This is a genomic window from Bradyrhizobium sp. USDA 4461 (genome assembly GCF_054055655.1).
Window position 1 is genome coordinate 1,291,200 of the sequence record NZ_JBSRXM010000001.1, and the last position, 24,818, is coordinate 1,316,017.

Genomic DNA, 24,818 nt, shown 5'->3' on the forward strand with positions numbered 1-24,818 from the left:
TGTCTCGAGACTGGTCTCGTATCAGTGCCAGCCTTCGCCGGCCTTCAGCGCGGCCGAGAGGCTGCGCGTGGGACGCGTCACCAGCGGCTCCAGATCGAAGCGCTTCTCGAGCATCCTGAGGATCGACGTGGTGTCGAAGTCCTCATGCGCGACGCCCGACTTGTTGAAGCGCTTGGCGATCAGCAGCGCCGGAATGCGGGTGCCCGGGCCCCACTGGTCCGCAGCCCTGGCTTCGGCGCCGTGACGGTTGTGCGGCGGCGGCGGGACGTGATCCCACTGGCCCCCGAACTCGTCATAGGTGATGACGATCAGCGTGTCCTTGCCGTCAGGCCCCTCGACGATCGCCTTGACGAGATCGACCAGATGCTGGCTGCCTTCGGACTCGCTGGTGTAGCCGGGATGCTCGTTCTCCTCGCCTATCGGCTTGATGAAGCTGACCTGCTTGAGCCGGCCGTTCTTGGCCGCCTGAATGAACTCCGCCTCGTCCTTCAGGTGGTCCCGGCGGGCCTGCGTGCCTGGCGCATAGTTGGCGAAGTAGTTGAACGCCTGATGGTGATACTGAAAGTCCACGTCGGGGCAGTTCGGGAACACTGCGGTGGAGACATGGTTCGGATCGGTGCAGGTGGTTCCGTTGCCGTTGGTCCAGCCGGAGGCACCGACGTCGCCGTTGGCGTTCGACCAGCCGCCGGAATACCAGGCCCAATCAACATGCTTGGCCGACAGCCGATCGCCGATATTCGGCGTGTGCAGCGGCGGCAGGCGCTTGATGTCGGGGGTACCCGGCGAATAGGGCTGATAGGTCGGCTGCGTGGTGTTGACCGCGTAGTCGCCGCAGGCGAGGCCGGCCGGCAGACCGGTCTGGTTGCACTTGGCGGTCAGCTGCGCATCTTTCACGGTCGAGAGCGGGGTATAGAGCGGCGTGCTGGTCGGCATGCCGTTGGCGTCGACGATCGAGTGGAAGTCGTTGGCGCTGCCGTCGTTCAAGGCGCCGACGAACTGCGGCGCCGCGGCCGCGACCAGGAACTGGTGGTTGAGGAACGAACCGCCGAACGCACCCTGGAAGAAGCTGTCGGCAATGACGTAGTTCGGCGCGCCGTGGCCGTGGAGATAGGTGTAGATCGGCAGCTTCTTGGTGTCGTAATAGCCCATCACCAGGCCCGCAGCATCGCTGCCGGTCATGTAGCGGTTCTGCCGGCCGCCATTGAGCTGATACTGCTCGCTGTAGAAGCGGTGCACGATGTCCTCGGTGCAGCCGCCGGGCGCGCCGCTGCCGTTGAGGAAGCCGTGCGCCGCGAAAGCGCCGAGCGGTTTCGGACAGGTGGTCGCCGAGGTCGGGATGAACTCGTTGATCTCGAACGGCTTGTTCTTGAAGGCGCTGAGGATCGCGACCGAGCCGGTGTTGTCGGTGCAGGTGGTCGGCTGCGGCGACGGCGAGGTCAGGTTGACGTCGTTCTGCAACAGACAGGCATAGACGGTCTGATTGTCCTGCCGGACCTGCAGCGTATGGGCCTGGTCGGCGTCGGAGGTGCCGTTGATCCGGTCACGGCCGACATCGCCCCAGTGCCCGTAGAGGTTATCGAAGCTGTGGTTTTCCTGGTAGATGACGACGATGTGCTTGTACTGATGCACACCTTCATGGCCGCGGTCGCGCAGATTACGCAATTCGTCCCGCACCTCGTGCTTGAACTCATCAACGATCTTTTCGACCAAATTCTCAGCGTTTGCCACCGGCGAGATGGCAACGGCGCCAGCAACAATCGCGAGCGCCGGAATGGCTCCCCAAAGCCGCATAGTGCTCTCCTGATTTCAGAAAGAAATAGAAATGGAATTACACGCTATGCAAAACACATTTCGCTGGGATGACCGTTTTTCGACGCCCACACAAACGCATCATTGGAGCGCTTTCGCGCCGATAAAGTTTTTGCCGGATGAGATGTGCAGATCGGTTTCTGCTTGGTTGCCGTCATCAAATCGCAATCAACAATCGTCTATCCAATCAGACGGTCATTGATCCTGCCGACAGGAAACTGCCACACGCGTGACATCTTCCGACGCGCGGCGGCGCATATGCATTGTGACGGAGGGCATCATCTCGCAATGGCTTGGGATATTCTGGCGTCCGAGTTCGGAAGATGTCGCGACACGTCCGCCGATCGCGCGAGACCGGCACGTATCGTGTTGCTGGCACTCGTCGTTGCCCTGCTTCCGTTGCGCGCGATAGCCTTCCCGCTCGGCGGCGACCAGACCGTGCTGCCGGCCGGCACCGAATTGTCCGAAGACGCGCTGGCGCGGCCGCGCGAGCTGTTTGATTCGGAAGCGATGGGCGGGCGAAAGTCCTATCTGGTCAATCTCGGCGATCTCGCCTTCAACTCGCCCGCCATCCTGGGCGGCAAGGCGCGCCAGGCCGAGATGAGCTGCGGCACCTGCCACGTCAACGGCGCATCGAACCCGAAACTGTTCGTTCCGGGCGCATCCTCCCGCCCGGGCACGTTCGACACCACAAGCCTGATCTTCAACGCGAAGACATTCAACAGCATCCTCGATCCGGTCAGGATTCCGAGCCTGCGGGGCGCCCGCTTCCTCGCCCCCTACGGGCACGACGGGCGCATCACCTCGCTGCGCGAGTTCGTATATAATGTCATCGTCAATGAATTTTCCGGCCCGAGGCCGAGCGACCAGGTCCTCGACGGCCTTGTCGCCTATATCAACGACATCGATTTCCTGCCCAATCCAAAGCTTGCGCCCGGCGGCAGGCTCGGCGCGCAGGCCAGTGTCGAGGAACGGCGCGGCGAGCAGTTGTTCTTCAAGCCGTTCCCGAAGCAGGCCGAGCTGAGCTGCGCCGGCTGTCATATCCCCGCGAGCACCTTCAGCGACCAGCTGCGTCACGACATAGGCTCTGGCGGACTGGTCAAGACCCCCACTTTGCTGAACGCCAATTTCAATGCGCCCTACTTCCACGACGGCCGCTACGACACTTACGAGCAGGTGGTCGAGCATTTCGACCGGGTGTTCGACCTCGAGCTGTCGGCCCAGGACACGCAGGACCTCGTGGCCTATCTGAATGCGGTCGGCGACGGCGAACGCCCCTTCGACAAGGACGGCGTCGTGCTCCGGATGAAGGAAGTGCTCGAGCTCTCGAGCGTGCTCGAGGTCGCGATCGCGGCCGCCGATACCGCGGTGGTGTCATTGGCCGTGACCGGGGTTGGCGCCGAGCTGCGCGAATTGACCGAGCATATCCCCGACATCAGGAACGCGACGGTCGGCGGCAAGGACGAGCGGCTGGCGGCGCGTGCGATCCTCAAGGATCTCGTCCTCACCCTGCGCCGCATCGATCTCGAGGTCACGGCCGGCCATACCGACGAAGCGATGGCCGAATATCGCAGGTTTGCCCAGCTGGTGAATTTCGACGTTCCCGTCGTCCTGAAAAAGGCCGAGCCCTGGTCGCTGTTCAACGGCAACGTGCATCAGTCGCACTACTCCGCACTCGGCCGGTTGCTGCCGGCGACCAGCCAGCAATCGCAGTGACGCAGCGCATGCTCACTGCGAGGCCGGCGGCGCGACCCACACATCGCTCTGCTGGATCCTGCGGATCAGCGCCTGCGGATCGAACTTGCGCAGACCTGCCGGGATTTCGAAGGCCTGCGCCGGCTGCGGCTCGTCGCGGATGTGCTCGGCGGCGATCACGGTCCCATCCGCGGTCCTGATCCGCACCGGAAACCGGCGTGCGCGGTCGATCCAGCCGACAAAGCCGGCACCGGATGGCGCCGTGATCCGATAGATCTCCGTGTTGCGGCCGCTGACTGCTTCCGCACCGTCGCGTTGGCAATGCCACGCGGCGGGATCGACCGACGCAGCCAGTTGCGCGATCGCCTGCCATTGCCGGCAGGGATCGTCCGGATCGACCGCAACGAACATCCCTGTCAACGGGCTGGACTGCCTCGCGTCCATGAAAACATGCGCGCCGGGACGGACGAAAACCGCCGCCGGCTTGGCCGCATCGATGAGGAAGAAGCCGTCCGGCAGCGCGCTGGTCTCCAGTCGCACCCGTCCGTCCAGCACCCGCAAAGCTCCCACGGTGGTTGCCGCATCGTCTTTCCTGGCAACGAGGTCGGCGGAAAACTGCTGCGCCACGGCCTGCGTCGCGGCATTCGCCAGAATGGACATCGCAAGCAGGCCGGCTGCCGCTCTCGGCTTCGCGTGACGCTTCATCTGACGTTTTCCGGTCGATTGGGTGGTCGATGGGCAGAACATGACGGCGCCGACCGAACCATCGGTTCGATCGGCGCCGGCCTAGGCTCGGATCAAGTGCTCGTTGTGGACGAGCGCTCGATCACTCGGTGTAGGACAACGTGACCGGCTTGCTGAAGTCGAACGCGTCGAACAGATCAGACAGCGCCGGGCTGTTGGTCGGAACGTACTCGTTGTTCTTCGCGTAGCTCGGGTTCGGCAAATTGTCGCGGCTGCGGTTCGTCAGCGGCTCGAGACCCCAGTTGCGCTCGATGAACTTCAGCAGCGACACGTGGTCGGCGTAGTTGTGGTTGACCTTGCCGCCGGTCGAATAGGGCGAAAGGATCAGGGTCGGAATACGCGGTCCGTCGCCGAAGAAGTCGATCGACTGCGTGTAGCCCGAGTCCCAATAGCCGCCGGCCTCGTCCCAGGTGATGAAGACAGCGGTTTCCGCCTTCAGCTCCGGGTTGTTCTCCAGCGCGTTGAGCACGTTCAGGACATAGGCCTCGAACAGATCAACCTTCGAGCTCTGCGGATGACCGTCGAGCAGACCGTCCGGCTTGCCGAATGACACCGCAGGCAGCGTGTTGCCCTGGATCGCCGTGATCAGATCGGCAGTATCCTTCATGTGAGCCTGACGCACGGCCGGGTTGGCCATGATCGAGGTCGCATACTGGAACGGATTGCAGATCTGGCAGTAGGCCACGCCGAGCGCGTGCGCCGGATCGGCGACCGCAGCGGCGCTGAGGTTCGGGTTCGACGGATTGGCCGCAACCGCGGCGTTGGAAAGCGCCACGGCGTCGTTGAACGCACCACCATAGAACGCCCAGGAGATGTTCTTCTCCATCAGCGCATCGCCGATCGTGCGAACCGACGACGGCGGCACGTTGTTGCCACCCGACAGCGCACCGTTCGGCAGATAGCCCGGATTGACGTTGTTGAGCATGTAGTAGTGGTTCGGCTTGCAGTTCGGCTCCGCCGCGTACGGCAGGTTGTTGAGGTAGGTGACGATCGGCTTCACGCCGGGTTGGAAGATATCGGAGCAATTGCTCCAATTGCCGTCGACGGTGTAGCGGTTGACCGAGCCCGCGACCGGGTTCGGGTTGGCGATCAGGGCGGCCGGCGGCGTCACCGGGTTGCCCTTGCCGTCGCTCCAGAACTCCGCGTCGCCGGTGCCGAGCATGAAGTGGTTCGCGCCGGTGCCGCCGTGGAACGACTGGTGGAAGTTGTCGCTCAGGGTAAAGCGGTCGGCCAGCATCTTCAGGACCGGAGCCTGACCCTGCTGGGCATTATAGAAGCCCATCGAGTTGGCCATGCTCTTGTTGGACGACGAGTAGGTCGCCATCACGAACGGGAACAAATCGTTCAAGCAGCCCGAATTGTTCTTCTTGGTGGCGTTGGCGGCGCTGCAATCTTCCTGCTGCCAGTCCTGGTAGAAGCGATGCGTCGAATCGCCGGTGTAATCGTCGTCGCTGATCTGCTCGCCCTGCAGCGGGAACGGTCCGTTCAGGCCGCCGGCGCCGGGAACGCGGGTATCAAGCACACCGGTCGGCAGGCCGCTGAAGCCGGTGGTGAGGATATCGAGATCGGCCGGGTCCATGTCCTTCTCGACGCTGGCCTCGGCGATCGTCTTGAACGGAGGCGACGTGTCGCTCTGCGCGGTCGGCGTGCCGTTGGTGTTCGGCTGCGGCATCAAATTGGTCGCGTTGTAGAGCGACTTCGAGATGACAGGCGCGCCGATATAGTAGGCGGTCTGGCCCGCGACCGAATACTGCTGCGCCTGCGCGAAGTTCGGTCCCGGCGTTCCATCCTCGTTGACGATGCCCTTCGACAACAGGTTGGAGATGGTCTGCCCCTTGCCCTTCGGCTTGTAGACACCGAACGTGTGATCGAGGCCGCGGTTCTCGCCGATCAGAATGATGACGTGCTTGATCGGCGACGCGGTCTTCACGCCGTGATCGCCGTCGCCATGATGGCCATGGTCCTCATGCTTCGCACGATTGCCCTCTTCGTGCGCCTGATTGGTGTGATGCGAACGCTTGTCCCAATCACTGCGACCGCCCGGATAGTGCGCGGCATATGCGGCTGTTGCGACGAGCACCGTTGACGCGATGCAGAGCGCGGTGCTGGTTCGCCAGTGCTTTTTGTAATTCAAACTCATTGTCGACCTCAGGGTGTTTTGCGGTTAGCAACGCACCCTGCTTAGTGCGGCAGTATGACGCATGATTTTCGCTTACGTGAAAGCGCGCGAGAAATTTCGAACCGTTCAAAGATTTTCTGTGGAGACATCTGCAGCGCGCGCAGCTGCACGATCCTGCACTTCAACGGATGATCGAAATTGATCGAGCGATCCGCGCAACGATGCGGATCGCGAATGCACTGCAAGTGCAGCGCAATCAGTGCGCAACATGCCTGGAGCGCATCACCTGGCGAAGCGCAGCATAATGCTGGTCATGCACGTCTTGATTGAACAGCGACCACGGCTCGGCGCTCGCCAGGAGCGCCGGCACCGCAGCGGCCATCAGATTGCGATAATTCCTGAACTCGTTCGCCGCATCGGCGTTGCGTCCTGCAGCAACCGCCATCTCGATGCGCCGCAGCGTCAGCACGAGCTCCTTGAGACCGTTGCGCGCGAGCACGCGCTGCTGCTCGCCGCCGGATACGCTGGTATTCTTGCGGTCGGGATATTGCTCGGTCAACTCGCGCAGTTCGCGCCCGATCGTGTCGACCGCAAGCGCGACGACGTCCTTGTCGCCGGCAGGAATCGCGGTCGCGAGCACCGACGAGAAATCGTTGATCTCCTTCAGCGTCGCACCGGCTCCGTCGCGCTCGTAGGGCTGCACGCCATCGCCGATCGCCGTGAGATAGGCGACGAGGTCGCCCTTGTCCTGCGCCGAGAGCTCAAGCTGAAAGGTCCGGTCGAAATAATCGACGACCTGGTTGTAATTGTCGAAGCGGCCGTCGTGGAAATACGGCGCGTTGAAGTCGGCGTTGCGCAGCGTCGGCGTCTTGAACAGGCCGCCCGACCCGACGTCATGCTGCTGGTGATCGACGAATCCGGACGAAGGAACGTGGCACCCCGCACAGCTCAGCGCCGCATCGTGCGGGAACGGCTTTGCGAACAACGCTTCGCCGCGACGCTCCGCGTCGGTGATCCTGCCGGCCAGCCGCCCGGCGGGACCGAGGCTCGGATTGGGCAGGAAGTCGATGTCGTGGAGATACGCCACGATGGCATCGAGCGTCGCCGGCGACGGCTCGGGACCCGCGAACTCGTTGGTGATGACGTTGTGGACGAAGTCGCGCAGCGAGGCGAAGCGGCCATCGGCGCCGTAGGGCGCCAGATAGCGGGCGCCGCGCAGGCTCGGGATCCGCACCGGATCGAACGCCAGGTTGTTGGCCTTCGGATTGAACAGTGCACCCGTGGTATCGAACGTGCCGGGCCGGCTCGACATCTTCGGCATGAAGAACTTGGCGTTGTTCGCGCCATTGACGTGGCAAGTGCCACAGCTCACGCCGGCCTGCCGCGCCACCTCGCCGAGCAGCCCGGGCGAATTGAACGCGAGATCGCCGAGATTGACCAGATACGACTTGGCTCCGGTCCGCTCCGACTGGAACACCTCGCGCGGCTTGTCGAGCGCATCCTCGTTCAGCTCGGTCGCAACCGGCAGCACGGTCTTGTCACCGTCGACCGGAAACGCCGCCGCGCGTCCGAGCAGCGCAAGGGCGAAGGCAGCGGAGAGCAGCGTGGCCAGACGCTGGTGAAGCGATCTCATCGCGCCTGGGCCTCCAGGGTCGGGCGCTGCAGCCCGAGCTTGGCCGACGCGCTCTGCAATGCGACGACCAGTTCCTCGCTGGTCTGGCGCAGATCGGCGATGTTGACATGCGGCAGATCGGGCGTCGCGACGATCGCCTCGAGCTGCTCGATCCGGTTGGTCACCATCTCGTCGAGCTTGCCGTCGACGGTGTTGAGCGCGGCGGAGAAGATCGTGTGGTAGGCGAAGTCGATGCCGGCGATGTTGTTGCGCATGTCGTCCAGCGAGGTGCCGCTGATGCGCGACTCGCCGCCATCCGCCTTGCTCTCGCCGACCTCATAGGCGAGCCGCACGGTACCATCCAGCAGCCCTTGCGGCGTCAGCTTGATATCCCTGAGCTTGCCGTGCAAATCGTTGAGGTGCTCGACGAGGCCGGCCGCATCGGTGGCTACCTCGGTGCTGCCGGCGCCGAACAGCTTCGCCTCGATGGCGTGGAATCCAGTGTCTGCGTTCGGCCAGGCGTCGATCTGCGCATCGAGCTCGGGCACGAAGCCCGCGGTGAATACTTCCGAGCGCTCCCAGCCGGCGCGCGCCGACAGCCAGGCCTTCTTCGCACCGGGCAGATCCGCCGCAGCGGCGCGCTCGCGCAACGCACGCGCGCCCGCCAGCGCGCTGGCGACGCCCTCGATCAGATACGGCCGATAGCGCTCGGCGCCGTCCTCGAGAGCGCCAGCTTTCGCGGCGCGCACGCCTGCCGACGCTGCCAGCAAAGCCAGGCACGCCGCCACTCGCATCATGTACATAGCCAACCCACTCATCGGCCGCGAAGGGCTCGCGGCACGTAGCGGAGCGAACTATTGTCGGTATCCACTGCGGATTTGTGACAGCGCAGACTTTTTGTCGCATCTTTTCTGCTTGGCGATCGTTGTTGACGATCACAATCGCGCAAAAAACATCGCGGGATGATTGGTCGATTAGAAATGCACTGTTCAACGCGCGCGCATTGTTGCAACACAGGGCCGGCACGCGTCACACTTGTCCCGCCACCATGCAGATCGATCGCGAAGCTCTTTATTTCATCGGATCCTACGGCGCGCTTTGCCTGCTCTGCTGTGCCGTGGCGCTGATCGATCTGCGCCACGGCATCATTCCCAATTGGCTGAACCTTGCGATCGCGGCGCTCGGGCTGGCGAACGTCGTCATCACGGACAGCACGACAGCCGCCTTCAGCGCGCTTGGGATCGCCGTCCTCGTCGGCGTCCTGTTCTTTCTATTGCAGCGGCTTTACTTCGTCCTACGGCACGTGGACGGCCTGGGACTGGGCGACGTCAAGTTTCTCGCCGCCGCGACGATCTGGGTCGGTGCCTTAGGCATTCCGACGCTGCTGCTGATCGCGGCGCTCGCGGCCCTTGGCGTTGCCGGCGGCCTGCAGCTTGCGGGACGTGAAATGAAGCGCCAGACCTCGATTCCGTTCGGTCCGTTCCTTGCGCTCGGGCTTCTTCTGACGCCAGCCCTTCAGAACTGGCTCGGGTTGGCGACCTAGCGCGCCATCACTTCTGGCGCCGCGCGGCAAGCGGCATCCTCTCGGTGCTGACCGGAACGATGCGGGCATCGCCGTTCTCGTCACCGCCGGGCTCGGGCAGTGTGAGCACCGCCCCCTGCTCGTCTTTCTGCATCGTGACTTCGCGCCCCTTGATGGTGCGCAGCTTCCATCCCTGGAACTCGTCGCCGAGCTTCAGCCGCAAGGCGGTCTTGTTCGATTGGTCGAGGAATATCCCGAAGCTCTCGTCGTCGCCGGCGATGGTGCCGACCAGCGACAGCGGCGGCGGCTCGGCCGCCACCTTGCGCGGCGGTGGCGGCGGTGGCTTGCTGACTTCCGGTTCCGCGACCACGGCCGGCGGCGGCCGCCGCGACGGCGAGAACACCGGACGGTCGCGCGTGTTGGACAGCGTCTTGAGCGGAATCCCCCACAGCGGATTTGCGCTGAGCGGCCGCGGCGCCGGGGCCGGCACGGGCGCCACCCGGACCGATGTCACCGGTTCGGAAGACGGCGGCGAACTCAGCACCGGTCCACCCAGACGGGTGTCGTCGAGCATGCCGGCGTCCAGGGCGTCGCCGGCCCGGTCAGGCACGGCCGCCGGCGCGGAAGAGGCCGACACCGCCAACAGCAGGATGGTCGCTGCAAAGCGTCGCATCATTTGGCTCCTCGCCATTGTCCGGATACGCCGAGCAGCACGCGCAGCTTGCCGGGATCGGCGCCCTTGGCGGCCTCGTCGGCGACGGGTTGCACGACCAATTGGTCGATGAACAGGAACGGCATGCCGGCCTCGAGATCGTAGAGCACCTGCTGCAACTGCGCCTGTTCGATCTCGGAGCTCGCGACCATGCTGATGAAGCCGGCCTTGGCCGGCGCGTTCGGAACGTCGAGCTGCGTCGACAGCACGTTCCCGCCGGCCTTGATCACCGCGCCCGACACGCGTTGCAGCAAGGTGGCGCCGGCAACCGTGACGGTCGCGCCCTCGAGATAGGCCGATCCGGTCGGCATCGCGGGCTGGCCGGGCGCGGTGTTCGCCTTGGACCGCCCCTCCAGCTGTTCCAGCAGTCCGGCCGATGCCGCAACATCGCTGCGCAGGCCGATGATGTCAGAGAGCGACGAGATGACGACAAACAGCGGCAGCACGAACAGGCCGAGATAGCTCGCGCTCGCGACCAGCGGCGAGGTGCTGACGGCGGTCAGCGATCGGGATGCTGCGCTCATGAGCCGGACCCAAAATAGGCTGAGATGTTGGCCTCGACGTGGAACCGCTCCGCCGTCTCATTGGCCGCGCGCGTCGTCGGCGCGAAGAAGGTCGCGCGGGTGAATTGCGGCGACTGCTCCAGCAAGCGGATCAGCGATGGCGCATCCTGGGTCAGTCCGACCACCTGCACCTTGTTGTTCTCGATGCGGAGCTCCGTCACATAGGTCGTATCGGGCAGCACGCGCGAGATCGCCTCCAGAACCATGACGCTCGACGGCGTGGTCTGCTTGCGCTTGGCGAGCAGCCCGAGCCCGGACGAATCGCCGTTGGTATCGAGACGCAACGCGGCGCGGCGCTGCGAGATCCGGTGCTGCAGGTCCTTCTGCTCGGATTGCAGCCAGCCGCCGAGATAGATGTTGAGCAGCAGCGAGACCGCCGCGGCCGCCGCCGTCGAGATCAGCCCGATGCGCAACAGCCGGGGAACCTGAGGTCCGGCCAGGCCGCGCAGCGATTTGTCGAGCAGCATCACCTGCTGCGTCGCGCCGTCGCTGCCGACCGCCGGCGCCGAGACCGCAACGGAAGCGGCGCCGAGCTGCCGCGCCATCCGGACCAGCGGATCGACCTTGGCCGCCGCGGTCGCACCGAACGCAACTTCGATGCGGTCATTGGCGATCGGCTGCGGCGCGCCCCAGCCGAACACCGCATCGGCGGCAGTCCATGGCGTCAGCCGGTCGACCTGGGCGCGGATCATGCCGTCGAGGAAGTCGCCGGCCTGGCTCGGGAAATCGAGCACGCGGCTGACGATGTGATCGGAGCGCAAGCGCACCTCGATGCGACTGCCGTCGAACGCGGTCTTCCACTCCGCCGGCAGCGGTGGCTGCGGCACATCATGATCGAGGCGGAACGAAACCGGCGTCGACGGCGCGCCGTCCTTCGCCGCCGCAAGGCGCGCGGTGAAGCTGCCGTCGCCATTCTCGTCAAGCGCGACGCTGCGCCGGCGCATGAACCGGCCCGCGACGCCGTCGACGGCCGTCGCAACCGCGCCAATCCATTGCTCGAACCAATGCCGTGCTTCGGCAAGTATCGCCATCAACCTCTCCCCCGCGGCAGAACCGTCACGCGCGGTTCGACGTCGTTCTGCCAGGACAACACACGATAGGGCTCGGCCTTGTCGCCGAGTGCAATCACCGCCTCGGAATCGGTGCGATGACCGTTGCGGAATCGGATCGACACGGCGATCCGGTAGCATGGGCTCTGCGCCGTCGAGGCCGCGCTCTGCGGGCTCGGCGCCTGCGATCCGGCCGGGAGGCCGCCGTTCGGCGAAGGAGCGCTCGCCCCAACAGCAGCCGAGCCGAAGCCGTCTGGTTGCTTGCCCGATGCCTTGTCCACGGCGAGCGCGAGTTCCGGCGCGGCGATGGTCGGATCGACATCCGGGCTGCCGTTGAACACCGTCACGAACGGCAGCACACGATCGACAAAGGCTTCGGGGATGCCGGCGACCAGCGCCAGCTCATTGACATGGGTGAACAGCCCCTGCCGCGGCGCATAGCCCAGCGCATTGTAGCGCGCGGCCTCGACATTCTCGCTGCCCGGCGTGGGCCGGGTCCGCCAGCCGACGATCCGGTCGGCATATTCGCTGGCCGCGTCCTTCCGGGCCCCGAGCACGACGAACAGCCCGCTCAGCATCTCCTTCGATGCGTAGTTCAGATCGAGCCGGCCGGCCTCCGACGTGAAGCTGACAGTGACGCTGGCGTCGTCGAGCCCGAAATGAAACGCGCCGTATTGCGGCCGCGTCTTGTCGTCGGTCAGCGTCAGCTGGTAGGCGGTGAGTTCGAGCCCGGCCGACACCAGCGCCTCGGTCTGCAACGAGATGTCGCTGGCCGCCAGCGCGCGCGCCGAGGCGGCCAGATAGGCCGAGACGATGATCGCCAGCGACGACAGCGCGAGCAGGATCCAGAGCACCGCGACGATGACGAAGCCGCGGTCGGCCGGCGATCGGCCGCTGTTGCCGGACGCGCCCATCACGTCTTCCCCTGGTCGGTGGCAACAGTATCGGAGCTTGGCTTGTCGCCGCAATTGCCGTCGGGCTTGGTGCAGTCGCTCGGGATTTGGACGTGGAGCGGGGCGATGGTCGACACCGACAGCACGCGCTGGCTCGCTGCGTCACGCACGGTCAGTCGGATCATCGCCGGCAGCTTCTCGGCATCCTTCCACGCGCCCTTCCAGGCCCGGTCAGGCCCGGCATAGGCAAAGGACAGCCGATACGGCGCGCGCAGCAGCACGACCGGGCTGTCGAGATGCACCTGCTCCGACAGCGACACGCCATCGGCCAGCGGCGTGAAGCGCGCCTGCGTGCGAACCGTGACGAACTCGCCGCGATCCCTGACCTCGCCGAGGCGCACCACGTCGAGGCCCGGCCCGGCATTCGGCCCCACCGACGTCCGCACGAAGGTGACCGACAATTCCGATCCGTCGAACAGCGGCTTGTGGGTATCGCGGTTGGCGGCGACGAATTCTGCCGCGGCGAGGTCGACGCCGATCCGCTCCAGCGCGATCCCAATCAATTCGCTGCGCTGGATCCGGTCGAGCCCCTTGTTCCAGCTCGGCAGCCATTGCGCCGTGATGCTGGCGAGCGCCGACAACAGCAGCCCCATCAGCGCCAACGCGACGATGGCCTCGATCAGCGTGAAGCCGCGCTCACCCGTGCGCTGTGCTGTGCCGGCGCGGGTCATTCCGAAGACCTCGGCATCAGGCGTACGGTGCGAATGTCGGACAATGCACCGGCCGGCGATTTGACGCGAATCCGCACGAGCTCCGGAGCCCAGGGCACGTTGCCCTCGGGCACGGTCCACTCGCCGCCGAGCGGACTGACGTCGATGGTCCAGCGATAGCCCTCCGCCTGCCCGGTCGAGCTGCCCGGCTGCAATTCGGCGCGCGGCGGAATGCCGATTGTCATCAAGGTACGCACCGCCTGCATCAGCGCGACGTGCTGCTCCATGGCCTTTACGCCGCGCGTCTTGGCCCCCATCACGGCGCCGATCGCAACGATCGAGACAGCCACCAGCGCCAGTGCCACCAGCACTTCGATGATGGTGAACCCCGCATCCCTGCGGTTAGTTGGCGGTGACGTCGCGAGCAACGATTTCAACCCTTCCGGTGAGCCAGTTGACGCGGACCTCATATCCCGCATCGAGCCGCGTCAGCGCGATGGAGCCGCCGCAGGAACCGCCATTGGCGAAGAAGCGGATGGTCGACAGTGCCGCGCGGCGCTGACAGCTCTGCGGCAGCACGGCGTCGAACCGCACGTCATCGGGGATCCGCACCATCATGCGCGACGCGCCGGAGTGGATCACCCGGCTCGGCGCATCGACCAGCGTCGCGACGCTGCTGCTGCGCTCGATCGCGGCATTGCGGTCGGCCTTCAGCAGCGTCGCGGCCTGCAGCGCGTAGGCCTGCAACCGCGACCGCGAGGTCTGGTGCGGAATGAACGGAAGCAGCACGGCCGAAAGCAGCGCGATGATGGCGAGCACGCACACCATCTCGAGCAGGGTGAATCCGCGCTGCGTCGCGTCATTCATGCTTGCCGTGCATCCTTATCCGTCACTGCTGGTCGTTGCTGGAGGCCGTGGTCTTCTCGAGCGAGATGTCGGCCGATGTGCCGCTGCCACCCTCCTGACCGTCGGAGCCATAGGAGACGATGTCATAGGGCCCGTGCTCGCCGGGCGAGCGATAGAGATAAGGGTGATTCCACGGATCGTTCGGGACGTTGCCGCCCTTCAGATACGGGCCGTTCCAGGCCGCGACACCGGGCGTACGCCGGACCAGCGCGGCAAGTCCCTCCGCCGTCGACGGGAAGCGTCCGGCGTCGAGATAGAACAGGTCGAGCGCGCTGGAGAAGCTCTGCAGCTGGATGCGCGCGGTCTTGACCTTGGACTCGCTGAGATAGTTGAGCACGCGCGGCCCGATCAACCCCATGATGAGGCCGATGATCGCGATCACCACCAGCATCTCGACCAGGGTGAAGCCCGCCTCGCCCGAACGACTTGCCGCTTGCGATCGGGCGCGATCGCGTGCCGCCCGCGTGGAATATGCCTCGATGATGCTGTTGCGCGATATCATGACCGATGACCTCTGCTCTAACCGACTAGCTGCGTGACCGAGAGCAGCGCTGTCATGACCGACACGATCAAGCCGCCGACCACGGTGCTGATCGTGATGATCGCCAGCGGACCGACGATGCCGACGACCCGGTCCAGGCTGCGCTGCAATTTTGCTTCGTAGAATTCCGCGACCCGCCCGGCCAGCACCGGCAGCTGGCCGGTCTCTTCGCCGAGCCGCAGCATGCGGACCGCCATCGGCGGCAGGCTGTCCGCCACCGCGAGCGCTTCCGATAATTTTCCGCCATGGCGGACGCGGTCGGCGGCGGCCGTCCAGTTCGCCTCGCTTCCGGTCACCGCCATGATGTCGACCAGGATGCGCAATGCGGCCGTGAGATTGACGCCGCTGCCGAGCAGGACGCCGAGATTGCGGCAGAACAGGCTGGCACGGTAGAACTGGAAGGCACTGCTGATGCCGGGCACCCGCGAAATGCCGTTGACCAGCGCGGCGCGCACCCGGGCCTGCCGCAGCAGCCACCACGCAAGTGCGATCGTCGCCGCACTGATCAAGCTTGCCGCCGTGGCATTGGCGCGCAGGAAGTCCGACACCGCGATGAAGCTCGCGAGCGCGGTATCCGATTTGCCGCCGAAGTCGCCCAGCACGGTCGAGAATTGCGGCAGCACGAACAGCAGGAAGAACAGCATCACGCCTGACGCCGCGACCAGCACGAAGGCCGGGTACTGCATCGCGTCGGTCAGCTTGCGCCGCATCTGCTCGGAGCGCGCGCGTTCGGTGCCCAGCATCTCCAGCACGGAATCCAGCGTGCCCGAGATTTCGCCGACCCGAACGAGAGCGATGTACATCGGCTGGAACAGGGTCGGATGATCCGCCACCGCGTCGGCAAAGCTCTCGCCGGTGAGCAGAGCGGCGCGGATTTTCGCCACCACCGGACGCATCCGCCCGACGTCGGCATCGCCGGATAACAGCTCCAGCGCATCGTCGAGACGCGCGCCGGCTTTCAGCAATAGCGCGAGATCGCGCGTGAACGTGGTGACCTCGGCGGCACTCGGGCCGCCGAACAGGCTGCGGCCGCCGGCGGCGCCGGACGCGCGCCTGTCCTCGGTGGTTTCGATCGGCAGCAGCTTCAGATATTCGATCCGCCGCGCCACTTCGGCCGCGGTCGGGGCGGAGATCGTGCCGTTCACGATCTCGCCGGCCTGGGTCAACGCGCGATAGCGATAATTCGGCACAGCGTCACCGCACCGTCGCGACGCGGAGGATCTCGGCGGGCGAGGTCAATCCGGCGCGGCATTTGGCGACCCCGTCATCGAGCATCGTGGTCATGCCCGAGCGGATCGCCATGGTATCGATCTTCAGCCCGTCAGTCCGCTCCCCGATCAGTTCGCGCAATTCATTGGACAGCTCGAGCAATTCGAATGCGCCGAGGCGGCCGCGATAACCGGTTCCACCGCACCGTTCGCAGCCGCAAGGCTCGTGAATGATCTCGCCGGCCTTGAAGCCGATCGCCGCGAGCCGGGAATCCTCGGTGAAATCGGCGGCGGCCAGCGGCCGCGCCGTCTTGCAGCGCTCGCACAATTGCCGGACCAGGCGCTGCGCGATGACGCCGCGCAGCACCGAACGCAGCAGATAGCCTTCGACCCCGAGGTCGAGCAGGCGCGGCACCGCGGCAGCCGCGGTCTCGGTGTGCAGCGTCGTCAGCACCAGATGCCCGGTCAGCGCCGCATGCACCGCGACATGCGCCGTCTCGGAATCGCGGATTTCACCGACCATGATCACGTCAGGGTCCTGGCGGACGAAGGAACGCAGCGCGGTGGCGAAGGTCAGGCCGATCGCCGGCTTGATCTGGGACTGGTTGACGCCGGGGAGCTCGTATTCCACCGGATCCTCGATCGTCAGGATCTTGCGGCTCGGCTCGTTGAGGATCGACAGGATCGTCGCCAAGGTCGTGGTCTTGCCGCTGCCGGTCGGCCCGGTGATCACGACCATGCCGTGCGGCAGCTTCAACAGCCGACGCAGCTTGGCTTCGTCGGGCTCCGAAAACCCGAGCTTCTCGACGACCAGCAGGCCGCGATCCTTGGGCAGGATACGGATGACACAGGACTCGCCATGCTGCGTCGGCATGATCGCGACACGGATATCGATGTCGGTCCGCCCGGCCCGCAGCCGTGCCGCGCCATCCTGCGGCAAACGACGCTCGGCGATATTGAGGTTGGCGATGATCTTGATGCGGGAGACCACCGCCTGCGGCAGCACACCCGACAGCGCCGCGACCGGCCGCAGCAGGCCGTCGATCCGCAACCGCACCATGAGGCCCGCGGAAAACGGCTCGATATGGATGTCGCTGGCGCGGAGCTCGACGGCCTTCTCGATCAGGTCGTTGACCGCGCGCACCACCGGTGCGCCGCTGGCGAGATCGCGCAGGCTCTCGATGTCGTCTTCGCGGGGCAGCGCCGCCGCCGGATCGGCGCCTTCGGTCTCCTCGGCGCTGGAGGCGTTGTTCAGCGCGATGGCGACGTCTTCCGACGACGCCACCTTCACCTCGATGCCGGCGCCAAGCACGATCTGTGCCGCCCGCAAGGTCGCCTGGTCGGTCGGATCGACCACCGCGAGCACGGTGACCCCGCCGGCCGTCCGGCACGGATAGACCATGGTCTCACGCAGGAAACGCGGCGAGAACGACCCGACCAGCGGCTCGGCCGAGGTCATGTCCTGAAGCGTCAGACGGCCGAGCGCGAAGAAACGCGCGGCCTCGTCTGCGAATTCGGTCGGTGAGAGACTGGTGATCTCCCACAGCTTCAGCTGCCTGACGTCGGCCCCCGGCCCGGTCCGCTCAGCCGATCCGTCGACCGGCGCCAGGTGATTGTTCTGACGCAGATAATCCACGAACCGAACGGACAGGTCGTTGGCCATTCCCTATATCCCGCCACACTATCCCGGATCAGTCCGTGCCAAGGGCCGCTGCGTGCCGCCGCATTCGGCTCCCGGCAGTTCTGCGGTTATCGATCCGAAGTGTGACAGCTGTGCGAAGTCAGATCGCTCGCCGCACTCAAGAAACCTTGACGTGGCATCGCGGACACGGTGCACGATTTTGGTGCGGGGCGTGGGGAGGGTCGCGAACGACAATCATGTAACCAATTTATTTCTGTCATGTTCGATCGCTAAGAGTCCCTGCGGGGTAGGACCGATCGTCGCAGACAATCGCAATATCAGTTAGTAAGAGCGAAGGGCCTTCATGCAACGCGTAGGCACAGTGGGCCGCTGCCCGACGATCCGTGGCGGCCTGGCAGCCATTTTTGCCTTGGCGTCAATGGGGTTGTTGGCGTCGTGCAATTCCGCGACGGTCAGCGAAAGCGTCGATGCGTCCCAGCTCGACGTCACCGACAAGGTACGCTCGCTGGATCTGCTGCCGCGCCAGCCGCAACAGGTGAACGCGCTGGCAGGGACACAGGGCAGCCAGAACGGCAGCGTCCGCGCCGCGATGTATGAGGGCAGCGAAGTCACCGCGGTGGTCGACGCGCGGCCGCAACCGGCATCGAATGGCAATGGCTTCGACCTGAATTTCGAGAGCACGCCGGTGGCGACCGTCGCCAAGGTCGTGCTCGGCGACATCCTGCATGTCGGCTACACCATCGACCCGCGGGTGCAGGGCACGGTGAGCCTGGTGTCGGTCCGCCCGGTGCCGAAATCCGACATGGTTTTCGTGCTTGAGAATGCGCTCCGCCTCAGCGGCGTGGTGTTGCTCAAGGATACGGCAGGCTATCGTCTGACGCCGCTCGGCGACGCCGTCGGCGGCGGCCGCGTCGATGCCGCGGCGGCCAATCCGGAACCCGGCTTCGGCATCTCGGTGGTTCCGCTGCAATATGTGTCGGCCCAGACCCTGCTGAAGCTGACCGACAGCTTCGCCACCAGGGCGGGCGCAATCCGCGCCGACACGACCCGCAACCTGCTGCTGATCCAGGGCACCGGCGCCGAGCGCCGCACCGCGGTCGACACCGTCCTCAGCTTCGACGTCGACTGGATGCGCGGCCAATCGGTCGGCATCTTCCCGATCTCGAGCGGCTCGCCGGCGCCCGTCATCGCCGAGCTGGAGAAGATCGTCGATTCCGGCGAGAACGGGCTCAGCCAGAACGTCATCAAGTTCATGCCGATTGCGCGCCTCAACGCGATCCTGGTCGTGACCAAGAAGCCGGACATGCTGCATACGGCCGCGACCTGGATCAAGCGGCTCGACCGCAACGACACCGCGCGCACCACGGTCCATGTCTACCGCGTCAAATACGGCGATGCGCGCCAGATCGCGCGGGTCCTGACCGACATGTTCCTCGGCGGCTCGTCCGGCAATCTGCTCGACAGCGCCGACAGCCAGCTCGCGCCCGGCTCCGGCACCTCGTCGAGCTCGAGCGTCGCCGACCGCCTGTCGCTCAACAACAACAACGGCTCGAATTCGAGCATGGGCAGCTTCGCATCCCGCGGCACGTCAGGGACCGGCTCGACGGGCCAGGGTCTCGGCCAGGGATTTGGCGCCGGCGGCCAATCGAACAATCCCAACAATCAAGGTCAGGGCAACAACGCCGCGCTGGATAGCGGCCGCGGTGCCAGCGGCGGCAACGGTCAGCCGGTCATGCAGGACGTGCGGATCACGCCCGACGTCGTGAACAACAATCTGCTGATCTACGCCGACCAGGCCAACTATCGCATCATCGAGGCGACCTTGCTGCAGATCGACGAGCCGCAACTCCAGGTCGCGATCGACGCCACGATCGCCGAGGTCACGCTCAACAATACCCTGTCCTATGGCGTGCAGACCTACCTCACCAGCCAGAACCTCGGGCTGAAGCCGAACACCGGCTCGATCCTCGGCACTCAGGCAACCGCGGCGCCCGCGACCACGACGGATGCGACCACCGGGATCGTCAGCGCCGCGGGCTCGCTCACCAATGCCTACATCAACCAGGCCTTTCCCGGCTTCAATTTCCTGATCGGAAACGCGACGCAGCCAAGCCTGATCCTGGACGCGCTGCACGCCGTCACCAGCGTCAAGGTGCTGTCCAATCCCTCGCTGGTCGTGATCAACAACCAGGTCGCCACCTTGCAGGTCGGCGACGTCGTCCCGGTGTCGACCGGCAGCGCGACGGTGCTGACCACCAGCAACACGGTGGTCAACACCATCGACTATCGCAACACCGGCATCATCCTGAAGGTTTCGCCCCGCGTCAGCGTGAACGGCACGGTGCGGCTCGATGTCGAGCAGGAGATCAGCAACGTTCCCCAGAGCAGCGGCAGCACGGTGAACCTGACGCCGACGGTGTCGGAACGGCGGGTCAAGAGCCAGATTTCTGTGGCCAACGGCCAGACCGTGCTGCTGGCGGGCCTGATCAGCGAACAGCAAAGCGGCGCCCGCAATGCGCTTCCGGTGCTGGACCAGATTCCCGGCCTCGGAGATGCCTTCGGACATCAGAGCAACGGTACCCAGCGCACCGAGCTGATCATCTTCATCCGCCCGCAGATCATCCGCAACGGCACCGACGCCCAGGTCGTGGCCGAGGAGCTGCGATCGAAGTTGCGTGGCAGCATCGCCACGACATCGACCAATGCACCGATCACCACCAGCTATCACTGAGCCGGACGACAGGATGCTCCGCATGTGTGCGCAACGGACCAGCTACTGCGCCTCTGCCGCGATCGCGCTTTGGGCCTTGACCGCTTCAGCCGCGAGCGCCGACATCGCGGCGCGCGGGACGGCCGCCTTCCATCGCGGCGATTATGCCCAGGCGTTTCGCGAGCTCTCGCCGGCCGCCGAACGCGGCAATGCAAGAGCCCTCGGCCTGCTCGGCTTTATGTACGAGCATGGCTTCGGCGTGCCGCAGGCCTACGCCGCCGCCGCCGATTGCTACTATCGCGGCGCGATGCTGGGAGACCCGTTCGCGCAAGCGATGCTCGGCCTGCTGTACGACAAGGGCCACGGCGTCCCGAACGACTACGTGCTGGCCTACAAATGGCTCAATCTGGCGGCGGCCCGCACTGGCGGGCGGCAACGCGAGGCCTATGTTCGGTTCCGCGATGCGGTCGCAGGCAAGCTTTCGACCTATGAGATCATTGCCGCCCAGCGATTTGCACTGGAATGGACCCCCGAACTGCCCGGTCGGGACGTGCACCTGACGGTCAAGTAGCTGCGGCTATGAACTCGACCGCGCGGGGCTCGCAGACACGCGCCTGCTTTGCAGCTTCGGCCGCCGCAACCGGCGCCAGCCGATCACGATGCCGCTGATCGAGATGATCATGCCGACCGCCGACAACAGCCACACCACGACATCGCGCGCCGGCGAGATGCGCAGCAGCAACGGAAAATCCAGGCTGTGCAGCGCATTGAACAGCCAGCGATAGGAACGGCGGCTGTCGTCGCTGCGATCGAGGATTTCGGCGGTGATGGGGGAAACGTGCAGCCAGGTGCGGGCGGGATCGTCGAAGACGATGCGCAGCACGGGAAGCTCGCGCGCCTGGTGCAGCGTGTACCAATAGGCATCCGGCTCATCGAGCCGTCGCGCCGATATCATCACAGCGCCCGGCATGGCGTGGCGCGCTGCGGCGATGATCTCGTCCTGCGCGAGCGTCGCGGGCGCACCGGTCACGGGATCGGCGAGGCTCCGGCCGCCGTTGCCGTCACTGAGCAGCATCAGCCGGCGTCCGCCGATCCAGACGAAGCGCGCCTCCACCGCCGGTATTGACGGCGTCGACTGAAAGTCGGCCACGATGTCCGGCGCGTCGTGGCCGCTATAGTTCCTCGCGATCTCGCGGGTGATGCCGCGAGCGGAGAACGCGCCGCCGGGATTGAGCGACAGCCAGCCGCTGAACATCCAGGTCAGGACGAAGATGCCCCCGATCAGGCCGGCGACGTGATGCCAGGTCATCCAGCCGCGATAGGGCGAGACGGCGTCGTCGGCGTAGCGGCGCGTCAGCCGCAGGCGGAGGATGCCGATCCAGAAGCCGGTGACCGCGACCACAAGGCAGACGCCCGAGATCCACAGCACGACATCCCGCCACAGCGCCCCGTCCTTGCGCAGCACGGTCGGATAGATCCAATGCGGGATCGAGCCGAGCCAGTTCCAGACACGCTCCCGCCGCGTGGTGTCGAGCGCGATCTCGCCGCTGCGTGAGGAGACGTAGAGCTCGGTGCCATCGGGATCGCCAAGGCCGATCAGATAGAGCGGCCGCAGCGGATCGAAGCGTGCGGTGACCGACCATTGGTCGCGTGTCACCGTATCGAGCAATTGCGGCCGCACCGCATGCGGATGATGGCGAGCGACCGCGAGTGCCTGATCCGGCGAGACATGGTCGATGACAGCACCGTCGATCGCCGAGATCGTAACGGAGCCTCCCTTCCAGCCGGTCACGCGATAGACCGGAACATCGTCCATCATCGAGAGCCGGAGATCGCGGGGATAGCGCTCCATCCCCGCGATCGCCATCGCGCGATCGGGTGCGACTCGCACCTTGCCCCACGAAATGACCGGGAGCGCAGACAGCCGCTCGCTGTCGGTGAGGCGCGGAAACGCCACATACATCATGACGAGGCCGGAGATGAACCACATCGCGAACAGCAGACACGTCGCAATGCCGATCCAGCGATGGACGACATAGAGCCATCGCCGCGCTCGCCGGATCAGAGCGTTGCGCATGATCAGAACTTCACGTTGACGGACAGTTCGGCGGTGCGCGGCGTGCCCAGCAGCCATTGCCCGGTGCCGTTCGAGGTCGCCGCGTAGACCTTGTCGAACAGATTGTAGACGCGGAACGCGACCGTGGTGCGGTCATCAGGCTTCCATCTGATGCCGCCATTGACCACGTTGTAGCCCGGCCGCAATTGGCTGTTGGCGAGATCGGAGTACATCGCACCGACGATCTGCACGCCGCCATAGGCCGACCAGTTGGGCGCGAAATCCCATGTTAGCCAGACGTTCGACACCTGCTGCGGCACGTTGACCGGAACATTGCCGTTGTAGCTGACGATCTTGCCGCCGACCACCTGGCTGTTGTTGTCGTATCGGGCGCGCAGCAGCGCAAGGTTGGCGTCGACACGCCAGCCGTCGTTCAGCGCGAGTCCGATCGAGCCTTCGACGCCGCGGGATGATTGCTGGCCGATCTGCAATGCCAGGCCGGCGGTCGGATTGCTGGGATCAGGAATCGTCAGGCCGGTCTTGACGATCTCGTAAGCGGCCAGCGTCCACTCGCCGCGGCCGCCCCAGAACGACTGCTTGACGCCGATCTCGGCCTGCTTGCCGGTCGCGAGCTGGAACGTTTTCTGCGAGGTCGACAGCGAGATCAGGTTGCTGACCGGATCGACGCCGACCGCATACTGGCCATAGAATGCGAGGTTCTTGATCGGCTCGTACACCAGCCCGGTGCGCCAGCTGGTTCCCGACAGCGTGGTTTCAAAACTGTTCGCCGGCGTCTTGTAGTCGGTCCGATCGACCTCGGGCCGGTCGTACCGGACGCCTGTCACGAGCGACAATTGGTCGGTCAGCGACAGGCGATCCTCGGCGAACAGCGCATATTGATTGACGACCGCATTGAAGCCCGGCGTCGTCGCCGTCGTGGTCGCGAAGAACGACCCGGGATCGAACACGTAGGGATTGACCGACGACGCGCCGCCGTAGGGCGAGTTGTTGATGTGGGTGAAGTCGATCCGGTTGACGTCGAACCCGGCAACGACCTGGTTCGCGAGACCGAACACGCGACCGCTGAAGGTCGCATCCATCCGGTTACCGAACTGCTTCTGGTCATGGAAGATCTCGATATAGCTCGAACGATCGATCAGCCGGGTGTTCGGATTCCAGCTGTAGTTCTCGATGTCGCGCCAGTGCCGCTCGCTGGCCAGATAATACAGCGTGTTGTTGAGCTTGATGCCGTCGGCGACATCCCATTCGGTCCTGAACTGGGTCCAGCTGTCCTGGTAGCGGATCGCGCTGTCTGATGCGTTGTAATTCTTGAAGCGCAGCGCGTCCTGGATCGAACCGTTGATCAGCGGCGTGCCGAAATAGCGCGACGGGCTGCGGTCGCCGTAGTCCTCGGACAGCGTGAAGGCGAGATTGTCCGACGCCTGCACTCGGACGGCGGCGGAGACCACCGCATTCGAGGTCTTGTCGCGATCGACCCAGCCAGCCGACATGTTGCCGGTGGCGTTGATCCGGTACGACACATTGGGATTGATCGGACCGGTGCTGTCGACCGAGAGCCGCCGCGTCATGTTGCTGTCGAGCGAGACCTCGGCCTCGTTATACGATGTGTTGAGCGGCTTCTTCGGGATCACGTTGATGACGCCGCCGATCGCGCCTTCGCCGTACAGCACCGAGGCCGGACCGCGCAGCACCTCGATGCGCTGCGTCGACCAGGTATCGTAGGGGAACGTCAAGGTGCCGGAGCCGACATAGAAGCGCGTGCCGTCATACAAGGTCATCACCGAGTTGCTGCCGGCAAAGCCGCGGGTGCTGAACGACAGGCCGCCATTGCCGGGCGCCGGCGTTGCGATGAACCCGGCCGCGTTCTGGGTGACGGCATCGAGCACATTGTGCTGGCCGCGTTCGGCAATGGTCTGCGCCGTGACGATCTCGACGCTGGCCGGTGTCTGCAATGGCGTCAGGTTGAGGCGGCTGCCGGTGCTGCCTGGCGTGGTGGCGTTGAGCGTCGGTGGTGCCGTCCCCGATGTGCCCGACGCTGCAGCACGCGGTGGGCCGCCCGCTGCCGCTGATGCTGCGGGTCTCGCGCGCGGCCGCGACGACGCCGCCGGGTTCTGGCCTCGCGCCGCAGGCTTCGGCTTCGCTGAGGCCGAGGGCGAGACCTCGATCGGATCGAGGCTGGTGGTTGGAGCTGTCTGTGCCGAGCCTTCGGCCGGCAGCAGCAACGATGACAGGGAGCAGACGAGACCGAGGCGCCATTTGCGCGCAACGGGAGAGGACGGAGACATGAAAACGGCTCGCGGTAACGT

At 65.3% G+C, this 24,818-nt stretch carries 21 protein-coding genes; 4 read left to right on the forward strand and 17 right to left on the reverse strand.

Features of this window, described 5'->3' with window-relative positions; translation table 11 throughout:
* Positions 1–21: 21 nt before the first annotated feature.
* A complete protein-coding gene (locus ACVINW_RS06120; protein WP_456750463.1) occupies positions 22–1,791 on the reverse strand; it encodes an alkaline phosphatase family protein in 1,770 nt (589 codons plus the stop codon).
* 384 nt (positions 1,792–2,175) lie between these two features.
* Between ACVINW_RS06120 and ACVINW_RS06125 the strand changes: the two genes are divergently transcribed.
* Positions 2,176–3,525, forward strand: coding sequence for a cytochrome c peroxidase (locus ACVINW_RS06125; RefSeq protein ID WP_456750464.1), 1,350 nt, complete (start codon positions 2,176–2,178; stop codon positions 3,523–3,525).
* 12 nt (positions 3,526–3,537) lie between these two features.
* Here ACVINW_RS06125 and ACVINW_RS06130 read toward each other — a convergent pair whose 3' ends face one another.
* The 4 genes from ACVINW_RS06130 to ACVINW_RS06145 form a co-directional block, all read right to left on the reverse strand.
* Positions 3,538–4,209, reverse strand: a complete 672-nt coding sequence (locus tag ACVINW_RS06130) for a hypothetical protein (RefSeq protein WP_456750465.1) — start codon at positions 4,207–4,209, stop codon at positions 3,538–3,540.
* Positions 4,210–4,330: 121 nt separating this feature from the next.
* Positions 4,331–6,388, reverse strand: a complete 2,058-nt coding sequence (locus tag ACVINW_RS06135) for an alkaline phosphatase family protein (RefSeq protein ID WP_456750466.1) — start codon at positions 6,386–6,388, stop codon at positions 4,331–4,333.
* Positions 6,389–6,623: 235 nt separating this feature from the next.
* Positions 6,624–8,000: a cytochrome c peroxidase gene (locus ACVINW_RS06140; RefSeq protein ID WP_456750467.1), complete on the reverse strand. Its 1,377-nt coding sequence runs from the start codon at positions 7,998–8,000 to the stop codon at positions 6,624–6,626.
* On the reverse strand, positions 7,997–8,782 hold the full coding sequence (locus ACVINW_RS06145) for an EfeM/EfeO family lipoprotein (RefSeq protein WP_456750468.1): 786 nt from the start codon (positions 8,780–8,782) through the stop codon (positions 7,997–7,999). The genes ACVINW_RS06140 and ACVINW_RS06145 overlap by 4 nt, the downstream gene beginning before the upstream one ends.
* A gap of 125 nt (positions 8,783–8,907) precedes the next feature.
* On the opposite strand from ACVINW_RS06145, the gene ACVINW_RS06150 reads away from it, so the two are divergent.
* On the forward strand, positions 8,908–9,522 hold the full coding sequence (locus tag ACVINW_RS06150) for a prepilin peptidase (RefSeq protein ID WP_456750469.1): 615 nt from the start codon (positions 8,908–8,910) through the stop codon (positions 9,520–9,522).
* 7 nt (positions 9,523–9,529) lie between these two features.
* Here ACVINW_RS06150 and ACVINW_RS06155 read toward each other — a convergent pair whose 3' ends face one another.
* The 10 genes from ACVINW_RS06155 to ACVINW_RS06200 are packed head-to-tail and all read right to left on the reverse strand — an operon-like array spanning position 9,530 to position 17,746.
* A complete protein-coding gene (locus tag ACVINW_RS06155; protein WP_456750470.1) occupies positions 9,530–10,174 on the reverse strand; it encodes a hypothetical protein in 645 nt (214 codons plus the stop codon).
* The gene (gene gspM / locus ACVINW_RS06160) at positions 10,174–10,737 is read right to left on the reverse strand and encodes a type II secretion system protein GspM (protein WP_456750471.1); all 564 of its coding nucleotides are present in this window, start codon (positions 10,735–10,737) and stop codon (positions 10,174–10,176) included. The genes ACVINW_RS06155 and gspM overlap by 1 nt, the downstream gene beginning before the upstream one ends.
* Positions 10,734–11,807: a PilN domain-containing protein gene (locus tag ACVINW_RS06165; protein ID WP_456750472.1), complete on the reverse strand. Its 1,074-nt coding sequence runs from the start codon at positions 11,805–11,807 to the stop codon at positions 10,734–10,736. Before ACVINW_RS06165 ends, gspM begins: the two co-directional genes overlap by 4 nt.
* Positions 11,807–12,739 carry a general secretion pathway protein GspK gene (locus tag ACVINW_RS06170; protein ID WP_456750473.1) on the reverse strand — a complete coding sequence of 311 codons (933 nt, stop codon included), beginning with the start codon at positions 12,737–12,739 and terminating at the stop codon, positions 11,807–11,809. Before ACVINW_RS06170 ends, ACVINW_RS06165 begins: the two co-directional genes overlap by 1 nt.
* Positions 12,739–13,449, reverse strand: a complete 711-nt coding sequence (locus ACVINW_RS06175; protein WP_456750474.1) for a PulJ/GspJ family protein — start codon at positions 13,447–13,449, stop codon at positions 12,739–12,741. The genes ACVINW_RS06170 and ACVINW_RS06175 overlap by 1 nt, the downstream gene beginning before the upstream one ends.
* Complete coding sequence (locus tag ACVINW_RS06180) at positions 13,446–13,856, reverse strand: prepilin-type N-terminal cleavage/methylation domain-containing protein (protein WP_456750475.1); 411 nt, start codon at positions 13,854–13,856, stop codon at positions 13,446–13,448. The genes ACVINW_RS06175 and ACVINW_RS06180 overlap by 4 nt, the downstream gene beginning before the upstream one ends.
* Positions 13,831–14,295 carry a pilus assembly FimT family protein gene (locus tag ACVINW_RS06185; protein WP_456750476.1) on the reverse strand — a complete coding sequence of 155 codons (465 nt, stop codon included), beginning with the start codon at positions 14,293–14,295 and terminating at the stop codon, positions 13,831–13,833. The genes ACVINW_RS06180 and ACVINW_RS06185 overlap by 26 nt, the downstream gene beginning before the upstream one ends.
* Positions 14,296–14,317: 22 nt before the next feature.
* Positions 14,318–14,836 (reverse strand): type II secretion system major pseudopilin GspG, encoded by a 519-nt coding sequence (gene gspG, locus ACVINW_RS06190; protein ID WP_456750477.1) that lies wholly within the window; start codon positions 14,834–14,836, stop codon positions 14,318–14,320.
* Between the two features lie 17 nt (positions 14,837–14,853).
* Positions 14,854–16,065 (reverse strand): type II secretion system F family protein, encoded by a 1,212-nt coding sequence (locus tag ACVINW_RS06195; protein ID WP_456750478.1) that lies wholly within the window; start codon positions 16,063–16,065, stop codon positions 14,854–14,856.
* 4 nt (positions 16,066–16,069) lie between these two features.
* Positions 16,070–17,746: a GspE/PulE family protein gene (locus tag ACVINW_RS06200; RefSeq protein ID WP_456750479.1), complete on the reverse strand. Its 1,677-nt coding sequence runs from the start codon at positions 17,744–17,746 to the stop codon at positions 16,070–16,072.
* A gap of 397 nt (positions 17,747–18,143) precedes the next feature.
* On the opposite strand from ACVINW_RS06200, the gene gspD reads away from it, so the two are divergent.
* Positions 18,144–20,456, forward strand: a complete 2,313-nt coding sequence (gene gspD, locus ACVINW_RS06205; protein WP_456750480.1) for a type II secretion system secretin GspD — start codon at positions 18,144–18,146, stop codon at positions 20,454–20,456.
* A gap of 22 nt (positions 20,457–20,478) precedes the next feature.
* Complete coding sequence (locus ACVINW_RS06210) at positions 20,479–21,006, forward strand: tetratricopeptide repeat protein (protein ID WP_456750481.1); 528 nt, start codon at positions 20,479–20,481, stop codon at positions 21,004–21,006.
* Between the two features lie 6 nt (positions 21,007–21,012).
* On the opposite strand, the gene ACVINW_RS06215 is transcribed toward ACVINW_RS06210, so the two are convergent.
* The gene (locus ACVINW_RS06215) at positions 21,013–22,512 is read right to left on the reverse strand and encodes a PepSY domain-containing protein (RefSeq protein WP_456750482.1); all 1,500 of its coding nucleotides are present in this window, start codon (positions 22,510–22,512) and stop codon (positions 21,013–21,015) included.
* Between the two features lie 2 nt (positions 22,513–22,514).
* The gene (locus tag ACVINW_RS06220; protein WP_456750483.1) at positions 22,515–24,797 is read right to left on the reverse strand and encodes a TonB-dependent receptor; all 2,283 of its coding nucleotides are present in this window, start codon (positions 24,795–24,797) and stop codon (positions 22,515–22,517) included.
* Between the last annotated feature and the right edge of the window lie 21 nt (positions 24,798–24,818).